General features: G+C 40.9%; 12 protein-coding genes and 1 tRNA gene. 7 read left to right on the top strand and 6 right to left on the bottom strand.

Translation table 11 applies throughout. From position 1 onward, the window contains the following. The first annotated feature begins 179 nt into the window (after nucleotides 1–179). The 3 genes from ACEQ81_RS18355 to ACEQ81_RS18345 all read left to right on the top strand — a co-directional run bounded on the left by ACEQ81_RS18355 (nucleotide 180) and on the right by ACEQ81_RS18345 (nucleotide 2,912). The gene (locus ACEQ81_RS18355; protein WP_411032384.1) at nucleotides 180–350 is read left to right on the top strand and encodes a DUF5522 domain-containing protein; all 171 of its coding nucleotides are present in this window, start codon (nucleotides 180–182) and stop codon (nucleotides 348–350) included. A gap of 67 nt (nucleotides 351–417) precedes the next feature. Continuing rightward, nucleotides 418–990, top strand: coding sequence for a DUF4136 domain-containing protein (locus tag ACEQ81_RS18350; RefSeq protein WP_411032383.1), 573 nt, complete (start codon nucleotides 418–420; stop codon nucleotides 988–990). Between the two features lie 170 nt (nucleotides 991–1,160). Continuing rightward, complete coding sequence (locus ACEQ81_RS18345; RefSeq protein WP_411032382.1) at nucleotides 1,161–2,912, top strand: aromatic amino acid hydroxylase; 1,752 nt, start codon at nucleotides 1,161–1,163, stop codon at nucleotides 2,910–2,912. Here ACEQ81_RS18345 and ACEQ81_RS18340 read toward each other — a convergent pair. From ACEQ81_RS18340 to alaS, 3 genes are read right to left on the bottom strand one after another with little or no spacing between them, the layout of a single operon-like run. Next, a complete protein-coding gene (locus tag ACEQ81_RS18340) occupies nucleotides 2,901–3,512 on the bottom strand; it encodes a DUF4230 domain-containing protein (RefSeq protein WP_411032381.1) in 612 nt (203 codons plus the stop codon). The genes ACEQ81_RS18345 and ACEQ81_RS18340 overlap by 12 nt on opposite strands. Nucleotides 3,513–3,519: 7 nt before the next feature. After that, nucleotides 3,520–4,470, bottom strand: coding sequence for a GSCFA domain-containing protein (locus ACEQ81_RS18335; protein ID WP_411032380.1), 951 nt, complete (start codon nucleotides 4,468–4,470; stop codon nucleotides 3,520–3,522). Then, on the bottom strand, nucleotides 4,467–7,085 hold the full coding sequence (alaS, locus tag ACEQ81_RS18330) for an alanine--tRNA ligase (RefSeq protein WP_411032379.1): 2,619 nt from the start codon (nucleotides 7,083–7,085) through the stop codon (nucleotides 4,467–4,469). Before alaS ends, ACEQ81_RS18335 begins: the two co-directional genes overlap by 4 nt. Before the next feature lie 105 nt (nucleotides 7,086–7,190). On the opposite strand from alaS, the gene ACEQ81_RS18325 reads away from it, so the two are divergent. After that, nucleotides 7,191–8,168, top strand: coding sequence for a M23 family metallopeptidase (locus ACEQ81_RS18325; protein WP_411032378.1), 978 nt, complete (start codon nucleotides 7,191–7,193; stop codon nucleotides 8,166–8,168). Then, entirely contained in the window at nucleotides 8,168–8,497 is a 330-nt protein-coding gene (locus ACEQ81_RS18320; protein WP_411032377.1) for a MerR family transcriptional regulator, read from the top strand. Before ACEQ81_RS18325 ends, ACEQ81_RS18320 begins: the two co-directional genes overlap by 1 nt. A 24-nt stretch (nucleotides 8,498–8,521) precedes the next feature. On the opposite strand, the gene der is transcribed toward ACEQ81_RS18320, so the two are convergent. After that, entirely contained in the window at nucleotides 8,522–9,823 is a 1,302-nt protein-coding gene (gene der / locus ACEQ81_RS18315) for a ribosome biogenesis GTPase Der (RefSeq protein WP_411032376.1), read from the bottom strand. 78 nt (nucleotides 9,824–9,901) lie between these two features. On the opposite strand from der, the gene ACEQ81_RS18310 reads away from it, so the two are divergent. Next, nucleotides 9,902–10,390, top strand: a complete 489-nt coding sequence (locus ACEQ81_RS18310; RefSeq protein ID WP_411032375.1) for a GTP-binding protein — start codon at nucleotides 9,902–9,904, stop codon at nucleotides 10,388–10,390. Between the two features lie 43 nt (nucleotides 10,391–10,433). Here the strand turns inward: ACEQ81_RS18310 and era are convergent, their stop codons facing one another. Together era and ACEQ81_RS18300 are read right to left on the bottom strand one after the other, a co-directional pair. Continuing rightward, nucleotides 10,434–11,324: a GTPase Era gene (gene era, locus ACEQ81_RS18305; protein WP_411032374.1), complete on the bottom strand. Its 891-nt coding sequence runs from the start codon at nucleotides 11,322–11,324 to the stop codon at nucleotides 10,434–10,436. Next, nucleotides 11,311–12,675 (bottom strand): alanine/glycine:cation symporter family protein, encoded by a 1,365-nt coding sequence (locus ACEQ81_RS18300; RefSeq protein WP_411032373.1) that lies wholly within the window; start codon nucleotides 12,673–12,675, stop codon nucleotides 11,311–11,313. The genes era and ACEQ81_RS18300 overlap by 14 nt, the downstream gene beginning before the upstream one ends. A gap of 112 nt (nucleotides 12,676–12,787) precedes the next feature. Between ACEQ81_RS18300 and ACEQ81_RS18295 the strand changes: the two genes are divergently transcribed. Then, nucleotides 12,788–12,860: transfer RNA gene (locus ACEQ81_RS18295), tRNA-Met, on the top strand. Nucleotides 12,861–12,911: the final 51 nt, after the last annotated feature.

Below are 12,911 nucleotides of genomic sequence, written 5' to 3'. Positions count from 1 at the left end.
ATCCTTGTTAAAACGAACTGTCTCAAATATAATTGTTTAGCATCTTTTTTGCACAGGCTTTCGTTTTAATACGCACAAAAACGACCAAAACCCATAATGACTTACCTTTTATCCGATTTGTTGCGTTAAAATGACCCCCAGCGTTCCTTTTTTAGGGATAATCCATTAGTTTTACGAATATGAAGGAACATATCCCCTTGGAAGAGGGCGATTTTTACCTCTCGCCCGAGGGTTATAAAGTTTTTACAAAACAGTACCATTTAAAAAGAGGGTATTGTTGCACAAGCGGTTGTAGGCATTGCCCTTATGGGTTCGATAAAAAAACCGGTCTGACCAACAAGAAAGCCTAGGTTCGGCACGGTTCTTGAGACAATTTTAAATAAAAAAGATATCGTTAAACTCCAAAAAAGATTTGTTATGAAAAAAATCAAACTTATGGCGCTGCCTATACTTGGACTCCTCATTTTGAGTTCGTGCACCTCCGTGCGCGTGGCTTCGGATTATGATAGGGAGGCAGATTTTAATGCCTATAAAACGTATGCGTTTTATAAGACCGGAATAGATAAAGCAGAAATCTCGGACTTGGATAAAAAAAGGATCCTTAAGGCTATTGAGACCGAAATGACGGCAAGAGGGTTCGCAAAGTCTAAGAATCCTGATATTTTGGTCAGTATCTTCACCAAGGAAAGAGAGCGTGTTGATGTGTACAATAACAACTTCGGCTGGGGTTGGGGTTGGGGATATGGCTTTTACAACCCTTGGATATGGGGAGGACCTGGATTTGGCTGGGGTGGCAGCAATGTAAGTACAAGGACGGAAGGTTCTTTGTACATAGATCTGATCGATGCCAAGAAGAAAGAATTGATATGGCAAGGAAAGGGTGAAGGTACTTTGGCCAATACCAAGAATTTAGAAAAGAAAGAAGAGCGCATCAGAGAGTTTGTTTCCGAAATATTGCAGGCTTATCCTCCGGCTATAGCGGCCAACTAAAACTAGGATAGCAAATAACATATAAATGCCTGCTCACTTGTTGTATTTTAAAATACGAACATCTGAGCAGGTATATTTTTTTGAAGAACAACCCATTCCTTTGGCCGTTCACCTTTTCTTAAGACTTTTTTGCCTCCATTTTTGTACCTTTATGTGGTAAAAAAATAACAATGTCTTACGAAAGTAACCCCATTCTCGATAAGCTTCCAAAGCATTTAAAACAATACATAAAACCCCAGAACTATGAGGATTATACCGCCATAGATCAGGCGGTTTGGCGTTATGTTATGCGTAAAAACATAGACTACCTCAGCGCGGTAGCGCATACTTCGTACTTGGAAGGGTTAAGAAAAACAGGGATTTCCGTTGATGATATTCCCAATATGTATGGGATGAACAGAATTTTAAAGGAAATAGGATGGGCCGCGGTAGCTGTAGACGGCTTTATCCCTCCTTCCGCATTCATGGAATTCCAAGCGTACAACGTGCTGGTAATTGCCTCCGATATTAGACAATTGGAGCATATTGAATATACTCCGGCCCCAGACATTATACATGAGGGCGCGGGGCACGCCCCTATTATTGCCAACCCGGAATATGCAGAATACCTTCGGCGTTTTGGTGAAATAGGCTGTAAAGCCATTTCCAGTGCCAAAGATTATGAACTTTACGAAGCTGTTAGACACTTGTCCATAATAAAGGAAGCCATGGGTACGCCCAAGGAAGAAATTGAGCAAGCCGAGTTGCATATAGAAGAATTACAACAAAACATGGGAGAACCCAGTGAAATGGCGCTTATAAGAAATTTACACTGGTGGACGGTAGAATATGGCCTTATTGGTACCGTAGAACAGCCAAAAATATATGGTGCCGGACTACTATCTTCCATAGGTGAAAGTGCATGGTGTATGACCGACCAAGTAAAAAAAATACCCTACAACGCCGAAGCAACACATACTGCTTTTGATATTACCAGACCGCAACCTCAGCTGTTTGTAACCCCCGATTTTGCATATCTAAGCCAAGTATTGGAAGAATTCGCCAATACCATGGCCCTGCGCAAAGGAGGCCTAAAGGGCATTACCAAACTTATAAATTCCAAAGAATTAGGCACGGTAGAATTGAGCACGGGACTGCAGGTCTCCGGAGTTTTTGATAGGGTGATACCTTTTGAAGGCAAAACAGCATATATACAAACCAAGGGAAAAACTGCATTGGCCTATAGGGAAAAAGAACTCGTAGGACATAGCACTAGTCACCATGCAGACGGCTTTGGCTCACCCCTAGGTAAATTGAAGGGTATTAACCTGGCCATTGAAGATATGAGTCCACGCGATTTAAAGGCGTACAAAATCTACGAAGGAGAAATAATTTCCCTAGAGTTTGAAGGAGGTATAACCGTTACCGGAGAAATTATTACAGGCACCCGAAATCTCCGGGGAGAAATTATATTGATCACTTTTAAGAATTGCCACGTAACCCATGGTAAAGAAGATTTGTTTAAGCCAGAATGGGGCATTTACAATATGGCCGTTGGAGAAAAAATAGTATCGGCTTTTAATGGGCCGGCAGATTTGGATAGTTTTGATCTGGTATCACACGAAATTATTGAAGCAACCATAAAACCCCAAAAGAGTGAAGAAAGGCTCCAATTAGAACAATTGTACCAGCAAATTCGTGATTTTAGGGCTGGGAGAAATACTACCATCTCCAGAAATAAGGTTTTCCATGAGCTAAAAACCCATTTCCCCGAAGATTGGTTGTTGTCCGTTGAACTATACGAACTGGCAAAAAACAATATGGACACTGATTTTGCCTCGGCTATCCTAGAGCACCTGGAAACCATAAAACAGGGCAATCCCAAATTAGGACATTTGATAGATGATGGCCTTGCACTGGTAAACAAAAGCTTAGTCAGTTAATTTTAGATCTTTTAAGCTCAAAACGGGCGTTTTTTGGTAAACTAGGGTCCATCCCATAGAATGGGTAAGTACGTAAAATTTTGCCAACTCGCTCATCAATCTATTTTCGGCATTACGTTTTAAAGATGATGCTGCTATCTTCTTAAGCAATGAAGTTCTAACATTACGCTTAATCTTGTTATAGTCTTCTGCACTAAAAGGATTGAAGTAATCTGCCGTTACATCATAGTACTCAAAATCGGGGTTTATCTTTATTTCAGGGGCCGGAACACTTAGAATATGAAGCGTTTTACTAGTACTGTCTATGTCAAATTTCAGTAAACTTAAATCATAGGCCACAGTAACCTCAGCATTTACAACCACTAAAGCCTTCTTATCCGCCGTTATAAGTGCTCCAAAAAGTTCTTGGGAATCCTTATAGTTATATACCTCGGCAAAATGCCCTTCTGTAACCACCAGCTTTCCTACTTGGGAGATTTGCTGCTGAATAAGCATGGACTCTTCTTTTATCAAGGCCTTATTACTATTATCTTCGGAACATGACCTAAAGATCAATACTCCGGCAAGGGTAATTACTGCACCTATCAGTATTTTTCTCATTAATAAATTATGAATTAAACTCCATAAATGGGTACTTCTTCTTAAGATACGCAATTTTGGCATTTAGCGTACTTATAAACTGCCGATGTTGTTCCGTTTCCGGATTGAAAGGCCTATGCAACAACCCTTTTTGCACAGTGTTGATTTCATCCATTGTTGAAAACATTTCCTCTGCGATCCAAGCATCTCTAAACTTCTCCCAGATATAGTTAACTGCCAAGGCATTTGGATGTACCATATCCGCTGCATAAAAACGATAGTCCCGAAGTTCGTCCATTACAATCTCATAAGAAGGAAAGTAAACAGCGTCTTCATTGGCAAGTACATTGTGTACAGCACTTATTAAATGGGCCTTGCCCTGCTGGTTTTGTACAAAGCCATCTTTTAAATGCCGAACCGGCGATACGGTAAGAACTATTAGCGCCCTAGGGTTGATGGATCTAATAAGTTGCATGCTTTTTTGCAAACTCTGGGCAATCTCGCGGATGGTAAGCAGTTCTTTTGAAAACTCTTTCTGCGGTACCTTATGGCAGTTGGCCACCAAACTCCCTGTTTTTTTATGCTTATACACCCAAGCGGTACCTAAAGTAATGATTATGTGGGTAGCTTGCTTTAAGGCCTCTCTTGTAGCTTCAAGCTGTCCATTCAATTGCTTTATTGTATCGTCCTCTTTAGTAGAGCTTAAATCCGAATGTGCATCAAAACAGTGCCAGAGTCCATTATGTTCAAAAATATCCTGTTTACCCAGAACCTTTCCCTCTACGGCATATGAAATCAACTTTTCAATGGCTTTGGGCTGAAAAAGTATACCTAATGGATTTTGAAAAGTTTTAAACCTATAGTAATTTAACTTCTCCCCTATGTGCTCTGAAAAACAAGAACCCAATAGTAATAATCTACTTTGATAAGTAATAGGGTTGTCCTCTTTCGCCAAAGGTATTAGGGTCTGCAGTTTCATTGGGAAATATATTCCTTTGCTTTGTCCAGGGCTTCTGAAATACCGGCCGGATTTTTACCCCCTGCAGTAGCAAAAAAAGGTTGTCCCCCTCCTCCACCTTCAATGTATTTCCCAAGTTCTCGCACAATGGTTCCTGCGTTGAGGTTTCGTGTGGAAACTATTTCCTTGGAAATATAACAAGACAATAGGGCTTTTCCTTGTTGTTCCGCTCCAAATACCAAAAAGAGGTTATCGCCCGCGTGGCCCATTTCAAAGGATAGATCTTTTATCCCCGCGGCATCCAAATCTATTTTTTTGGCTAAAAAGCATACCCCGTTTATTTCGGTAAGTTCATTTAAAAGAGATCCTTTTAAATCTTTGGCTTTATCCTTTAGCAATTTATCTACTTGCTTCTTTAGTTTTGCATTTTCCTCCTGCAAAGACGTTACGGCTTTCAGCGGATCGTTGGTATTATTAAGCGCTTCCTTTATTTGCACCAAGGACTTATTGTTCTCTAAGTAGAAGTCCTTTACAGCGTCTGAAGTAATGGCTTCTATACGCCTTATGCCAGCAGCTACCGCCCCCTCGGATTTTATCTTAAAATGCCAGATATCGCCTGTGTTCTGCACATGGGTGCCGCCACATAGCTCTATGGATCTACCAAAGCGAACCGTACGTACGGAGTCTCCATATTTTTCCCCAAAAAGAGCCATGGCACCTTCTTTTAAAGCGGTTTCCATAGGTATGTTTCTTTGTTCCTCAAAGGGCAATTGCCCTTCTATACGCGCATTCACAAAATGTTCTACCTCTCTTAATTCATCGGCCGTAAGTTTTGAAAAGTGCGAAAAATCGAAACGCAAATATTTAGAATGCACCGCTGAGCCCTTCTGCTCTACATGGGGGCCAAGAATTTCCCGTAACGCCTGATGCAGTAAATGGGTAGCCGTATGATTGCTGGCTGTTCTTTGACGTTGTTTTTTATCCACCACCGCATTCAAGGTCTGCTCTAAATGCTTTGGTAGGTTTTTCACAAAATGTACAATCTCATTATTTTCCTTTTTGGTGTCCAATACATATACCACATCGCCATTGGGAACTTCTATATAACCTTTATCGCCAACTTGCCCACCTCCTTCTGGGTAAAACGGTGTTACATCTAACACCAACTGATATTGTTCTCCCTCCTTCTTGGAGGTAATCTTTCTGTATTTAACCAATTTCACTTCAGTTTCCAAAACATCGTAGCCTACAAATTGCTGTGTAACATCATCTAAGAGCATGGTCCAATCTTCCGTAGCTACTTCAGAAGCAGATCGCGATCTATCTTTCTGCTCCTTCATGGCCAATTCAAAACCTTCTTCATCTAACGTATACCCTTTCTCACCAAGAATAAGTGCCGTAAGATCTATAGGGAAACCAAAGGTATCATATAGCTCAAATGCCTTTTTACCATCTACCTTTTTGGAAGTGGTATTTGTCAATATTTCATCTAGGAGTACCAAGCCCTGCTCCAAGGTCTTTAAGAAAGAATGTTCTTCTTCCTTAATTACATTCTCTATTAAATTACGTTGTTCTTTAAGTTCGGGGAATGCCGTTCCCATAACCTCGGCAAGTACTTTGGTAAGACGGTACATAAAGGGTTCCTTGGTCCCTAAAAAGGTAAATCCATATCTAATGGCCCTCCGAAGTATTCGTCTTATCACATATCCGGCCCCTGTGTTGCTGGGCAGTTGTCCGTCTGCAATGGAAAAGGCCACAGCCCTGATATGGTCGGCAATAACGCGTATAGCAATATCCGTTTCCTCGGTTTTTCCGTATTTGGAACTTGTAATGGCCTCTATTTCCTTTATTATGGGCGTAAAAACATCGGTATCGTAATTAGATTGTACCCCTTGCAATACCATACACAGGCGCTCAAAACCCATTCCGGTATCCACATGTTTGGCAGGTAGTGGTTCTAGTTTACCATTGGCCTTGCGGTTGTACTGCATAAACACCAAATTCCATATTTCTACCACTAAGGGATGATCCTTGTTCACCAAAGAAGCACCGGGGATTTTTGCTTTTTCCTCAGCAGAACGTATATCCACATGGATTTCCGAACAGGGGCCACAAGGCCCCTGATCGCCCATCTCCCAAAAATTATCTTTTTTATCACCCATGATGATACGATCCTTGGGCACAATAGCACTCCAAAGCTCATAGGCTTCTTTATCCATTTCTAGCTTATCGGCATCATCACTTCCCTGAAACACTGAAACATACAGGCTTTCCTTATCTATACCATATTCCTCTGTAAGCAGTTCCCATGCCCAATGAATAACCTCATCCTTAAAGTAATCACCAAAACTCCAGTTTCCCAACATTTCAAACATGGTATGATGGTAAGTATCCTTGCCCACCTCTTCCAGATCATTGTGTTTACCGCTTACCCGAAGGCATTTCTGAGAATCAGTAATTCGTACGTCTTTGGCTACACTATTTCCCAAAAAATACTCCTTAAACTGGTTCATGCCCGCATTGGTGAACATCAGTGTAGGATCATCTTTGATCACCATAGGTGCGGATGGCACTATCTTATGGGCTTTATTCTTAAAAAAATTTAAAAATTTTGCTCTAATCTCTTTGGAATGCATAGGAAAAAGGTAAGCTTTTTGTAAATTTAACAGATTGTGTAAAACAATTTTTATATTTGTTTGTTCTGATAAGACGAAAGCACAAAAATAGGACAAAATCCATACATGTCTAAGGTAAAATATTATTACGACCCGGATACACTTTCGTACCGTAAAATAGAGCCCAAGAAATCTAGAAAATATAGAAATATATTTTTCTTTGTTTTGGGTGCGGCTTTGTTTGGCTTTTTAGGACTTACCCTTTTATTGAACACCAACTTATTGAACACCCCTCGGGAACTCTCCTTACAGCGAGAGGTAAAGAACTATGAGCTTCAGTTTGAGTTGTTGGACAAAAAAATGGAGCAAATAGAACAGGTATTGGCGAATATTGAAGATCGTGACAATAATATCTATCGCTTGTATTTTGAGGCCAATCCCATTTCCGAAGCGCAGCGTAGGGCGGGTTTTGGTGGTATCAACAGATACAAATCCCTTGAAGGTTTCAACAATTCCGAAATGATCATTTCTACCACCAAGCGGTTGGATATTATACAGAAGCAGATGGTTATCCAATCCAAATCCTTGGACGAGATCACTAAACTGGCCAAAGAAAAAGAAAAACTGCTTGCCGCCATACCTGCAATACAACCTGTAAACAATGAGGAACTTACAAGGATGGCTTCGGGGTACGGCTGGCGCTCAGATCCATTTACCAAAGCCAGAAAAATGCATTGGGGCATGGATTTTACCGCTCCTAAAGGAACGCCCATTTATGCATCGGGAGATGGAAAGGTAATTAGGGCAGACAACAACTCCTCGGGCTATGGGAAACACATACGTATAGACCATGGCTATGGTTATATGAGCCTTTATGGGCATTTAAGTAGATATAACGTAAAAAAGAGGCAGCAGGTAAAACGTGGCGATCTTATTGGTTTTGTTGGTAGTACAGGTCGTTCGGAAGCACCTCACCTTCACTATGAAGTTTGGAAGGACGGCGAACGTATCAACCCCATAAATTTCTACTACGGCAGTTTGTCGGCCGAAGAGTTTGAAAATATGTTGAAATTTGCCACACAAGAAAATCAATCCTTGGATTAATGCATATAGAATTGCCGGAAAAAAGGTATTACGGTATTGGCGAAGTGGCCAAGGCCTTTGGCGTTAATACCTCCTTGATCCGATTTTGGGAAAAAGAATTCGATGTGCTTAAGCCAAAAAAGAACGCCAAGGGCAACAGAAAGTTTACCCCTAACGATATAAAAAACCTCCAATTGATCTATCATTTGGTAAAGGAGCGCGGATTTACCCTTGAAGGTGCCAAAACGCATCTGAAAGAAGAAAAACTAAAGACGCTTTCCAATTTTGAAGTAATCCAAAAATTAGAACACGTTAAGGCAGAACTGATAAAGATAAAAGGTCAGCTGTAAACTAGTTCCAAGTGTTTTATGGCATTACTTCTTTCGCATAAAAATAGTTATCGGAACACCGGTAAAATCAAAATTCTCGCGTAACTTATTTTCCAGAAAACGCTTATAAGGATCCCGAATGTATTGTGGTAGATTACAAAAAAAGGCAAACTGCGGATAAGCCGTGGGCAACTGTGTGCAAAATTTAATCTTTACATATTTGCCCTTGTAAGCAGGTGGCGAATTATGTTCTATAATGGGTAGCATAATATCATTGAGCTTAGCCGTGGAAACTCTTTTTGATCGGTTCTGATAGACCTCAACAGCAGTTTCAATAGCCTTAAAAATACGCTGTTTGGTAAGTACGGAAACAAACAGAATAGGCACATCCGTAAATGGTTCTATGGCCTTCTTTATTTTTTCGGTATAATTTTTAACCGCATTGGTGTCTTTTTCGGCCAAATCCCATTTGTTTACCAAGATTACAATACCCTTATTATTGCGCTGTGCCAGCCAGAAGATGTTGGCAACCTGCCCGTCAAAACCACGGGTGGCATCTAGCAATAACAGACAAACATCGCAATGTTCTATGGCCCGTACCGAGCGCATAACGGAATAAAATTCCAAATCTTCCTTAACCTTGGCTTTACGTCGAATTCCGGCAGTATCCACAAGATTAAACTCAAATCCAAAACGATTGTATTTTGTATCTATACTGTCTCTGGTAGTACCGGCTATGTCCGTAACAATATATCGCTCTTCCCCTATCAATGCATTTATAAAAGATGATTTTCCGGCATTAGGTCTTCCAACGACTGCAAAACGGGGTAGTTCTTCTTCTTGTTTCTCTTGCTCTGGCAATACTTTTACCAGTGCATCAAGCAAATCCCCTGTACCACTACCGTTTATACTACTGAGGGTAAAATATTCTCCGAGGCCCAAACCATAGAATTCCACTGCATCTTCCGAGCGCTTGGCATTGTCTACCTTGTTTACCGCAAGAAAAACCGGTTTGTTTACCCGTCTAAGGAGTTTTGCTACATCCTCGTCCATACCGGTAATCCCAGTTTCCACATCTACCATAAAGACAATGGCATCGGCCTCCTCTATGGCAAGCTCTACCTGTTTGTCTATTTCTTGCTCAAAGATATCATCGCTTCCCACTACATAACCTCCGGTATCAATAAGGGAGAATTCTTTACCATTCCAGTCGCTCTTCCCATAATGCCTATCCCTTGTAACCCCGCTTACGGCATCTACAATGGCCTCCCTGCGCTGAATCAATCGATTAAAAAAAGTCGATTTACCAACATTAGGCCTTCCCACAATGGCTACGATAGCGCTCATATTCTTAATTTGCGACAAAAGTACTATTATTATCCGAAGAAAAAATGCTATCTTATTTTTAGATAATTACTTAATACTGTGAAAACGTTAGGCAACGAAATTGTATTACGACCCCGATTTCGGTTATTACTGAAAAAACCCAAGGAGCAATATCTGGAAGCTTTTGAAAAATCGGATAAGAAACCGTTTTTGGTAAAGCGCATAGACGACCATGTTTTCATAAAATTCAATAAGGTGGAAACCCATTTTTGGTCGCCCCAATTGCACTTGGAGATTGTGGAAAAAGATGAAAATGAAGCTGATCTTTATGGTTTGTTTGGCCCTAATCCTACCCTTTGGACCTTCTTTATGTTCCTTCATTTTGGGGTGGGCACCCTATTTATAATTTTAGCTGTTTGGACCTACGTAAACTGGAGTTTGGGCTATGACTACCGAATACAAGTGGGGCTTATGACCTTACTTATCCTTATTTGGTTTGCACTATACGCTTTTGGAAGGGCTGGAAAGCGAAAAGGCAGGCCTCAGATGAACCAACTTTATCATTTTATGCAAGAGATTTTGCAATAAGGTAGTCCGAAGGTGATTTTCGCTTATACGTACACAATATTACTTATGATCCGCTATTATAACCAAAACGTTTCAGCTGTCTAGGGTTGCTTCGCCAATTCTTGTTTACCTTAACATAAAGTTCTAAATGAACTTGTTTGTCGAAGAATTTTTCCAGGTCCTTCCTAGCTTCTACACCAACCCTTTTTAGGGCGCTACCCCTATGACCAATAATAATACCTTTTTGGGAGTCTCGTTCTACCATGATCACGGAACGCATCCGTATAATCTTTTCGTCTTCAAAAAACTCTTCGGTATCTATCTCTACCGAATATGGAATTTCCTTTTTGTAATGCTGCAAAATCTTTTCCCGTATGGTCTCATTAACAAAAAAACGTTCGGGCTTATCCGTTAACTGATCTTTGGGGTAGTACGGTGGTGCTTTGGGCAACAAGCTTATAATGCGTTCAAAAACTTCCTTAATGTTAAAATTCTGAAGGGCGGAAATAAGGTGTATTTCTGCTTTGGGTAACTGTTGTTGCCAATATTGCACCTGTTCTTCCAATACTTCCTGCTCCGAAATATCAATCTTATTAAGTAACAGCAATATTGGTATTTTGCTATTTTCAAGTTTGGTAAAAAAAGCCTCGTCTTTTAGGGCTTTCTCACCTATCTCTACCATGTAAAGCAATATATCCGCATCTTCGAAGGCCGACTTTACAAAATCCATCATAGAGGACTGTAATTCGTAGGCCGGTTTTATTATTCCCGGGGTGTCGGAAAGGATAACCTGAAAATCATCTCCATTTACAATACCAAGTATCCTATGTCTTGTAGTCTGGGCTTTGGAGGTAATAATGGACAGTTTTTCGCCCACAAAGGCGTTCATTAAAGTAGATTTCCCCACATTGGGATTTCCTATAATGTTTACAAAACCTGCTTTATGTTGTTCCATTTTTTGTTTTTGAAAAATACACTTTCATCGCTTGGTTTACTTTGGGTGCCAGATACAAAACGGCAATCATATTGGGGATAACCATAAGGGCAAACGAAAGATCGATCAAATTAACCACTAAATCTACCGAAGCAACGGCCGCAAAGGTAATGCTAAGGATATAAATAACATTATAAAACCTACCCGTCTTTGCATTGGTAAGAAATGAAAGGCATTTGGTACCGTAATAGGAATAGGTAAACAAGGTACTAAGAGCAAAGGCCGACACAATGATCATTAATAAGACATCACCACCAAAAAGAGATTTTTTAAAGGCAATCAAAGTCATAGCTATACCATTGGTCTCGGCTTCTAGATAAGCACCACTAAGAATAATTACCACGGCGGTAAGGGTACAGACCACAATAGTATCTATGAAGGGCCCTAGCATGGCTACAAGGCCTTCTTGGATAGGTTCCTTGGTTTTGGACTGCCCATGGTACATAGGCGCGTTGCCCACACCAGATTCGTTAGAAAAGACTGCTCGTCGTATCCCAATAATGATCAGTCCCCAAAGACCGCCTTGTGCCGCTGTTTTTAGATTAAACGCTTCTGTGAATATCAACTTTAAGGAAGGTAATATTTCCCCCGCGTTCATTATCATTATAAAAATAACCGCCAATAGATATACCAATACCATAAAAGGTACGATGGCAGTGGCCACGGCGGCAATTTTTTTTAGCCCCCCGAAAATCACAAAAGAAGTGATTATGGAAAGTACAATCCCGATGCCGAATTTCCAGTTAAAATTGCCCAGTGCCATCAGGGTTTCATCTGGGTTAATGACGCTCATAAGGGTTTGCGTAAATTGGTTGGTGGTAAATGCGGGTAGCACTCCAAAAAGGCCTGCTATACAGAAAAAAACGGCCAAAGGTTTGGCTTTGCTCCCTATGCCTTGGGTAATGTAATACATAGGACCGCCTTGCAATTTGCCGTCAGTATCATTGGTTCTGAACATAACGGCCAGACTACAGGAATAGAACTTTATGCACATCCCAACAATGGCAGTGATCCATATCCAAAAAACCACTCCTGGGCCGCCTAGGTAAATAGCAATGGCCACGCCCGAGATATTCCCCAGCCCTACGGTAGCGGCTACCGCCGAAGATAGGGCCTGTAAGTGACTTACTTCACCAGGATCGCTCGGATCATCATACTTGCCAGAGGTTATACCTATGGCGTGCCTAAAATACTTGTAAGGCAATAGTTTGGAGTAAATTACCAAGTAAAGACCACCCCCAATAACCAAAAAAAGCATTACCCATTCGGTGTAGGGTAATACTGCCGATAAAAAGTTGTTGATTACCTCCATAAAACTTGTAAAACCCGAAGGTATGGAATTTAAACAAGCTAAGGAAAGCGAAAATAAATGAGGTCTAGATTTGGATAAAAGAAAGAAACGGTTGTATCTTTGCTGTCCACATCGCGGGATAGAGCAGTAGGTAGCTCGTCGGGCTCATAACCCGAAGGTCACTGGTTCGAGTCCAGTTCCCGCTACTAGGAGAAGCCATTGACCAAAAGTCGGTGGCTTTTTGTTTTTGCACCCGT

It is taken from the genome of Spongiimicrobium sp. 3-5, from assembly GCF_046557915.1.
GTDB lineage: Bacteria > Bacteroidota > Bacteroidia > Flavobacteriales > Flavobacteriaceae > JBHEBG01.
Note: the sequence above shows the minus strand (reverse complement) of the source record. Positions and strands in the feature narration are given on the sequence as shown.

Bases quoted from the DNA above. Each gene is read 5' to 3' on its own strand.
- alaS (WP_411032379.1), bottom strand. From the start codon at position 7,085: ATGCATTCCAAAGAGATTAGAGCAAAATTTTTAAATTTTTTTAAGAAT.
- era (WP_411032374.1), bottom strand. From the start codon at position 11,324: ATGGAACAACATAAAGCAGGTTTTGTAAACATTATAGGAAATCCCAAT.
- der (WP_411032376.1), bottom strand. From the start codon at position 9,823: ATGAGCGCTATCGTAGCCATTGTGGGAAGGCCTAATGTTGGTAAATCG.
- ACEQ81_RS18320 (WP_411032377.1), top strand. From the start codon at position 8,168: ATGCATATAGAATTGCCGGAAAAAAGGTATTACGGTATTGGCGAAGTG.
- ACEQ81_RS18345 (WP_411032382.1), top strand. From the start codon at position 1,161: ATGTCTTACGAAAGTAACCCCATTCTCGATAAGCTTCCAAAGCATTTA.
- ACEQ81_RS18350 (WP_411032383.1), top strand. From the start codon at position 418: ATGAAAAAAATCAAACTTATGGCGCTGCCTATACTTGGACTCCTCATT.
- ACEQ81_RS18355 (WP_411032384.1), top strand. From the start codon at position 180: ATGAAGGAACATATCCCCTTGGAAGAGGGCGATTTTTACCTCTCGCCC.
- ACEQ81_RS18340 (WP_411032381.1), bottom strand. From the start codon at position 3,512: ATGAGAAAAATACTGATAGGTGCAGTAATTACCCTTGCCGGAGTATTG.
- ACEQ81_RS18335 (WP_411032380.1), bottom strand. From the start codon at position 4,470: ATGAAACTGCAGACCCTAATACCTTTGGCGAAAGAGGACAACCCTATT.
- ACEQ81_RS18325 (WP_411032378.1), top strand. From the start codon at position 7,191: ATGTCTAAGGTAAAATATTATTACGACCCGGATACACTTTCGTACCGT.
- ACEQ81_RS18300 (WP_411032373.1), bottom strand. From the start codon at position 12,675: ATGGAGGTAATCAACAACTTTTTATCGGCAGTATTACCCTACACCGAA.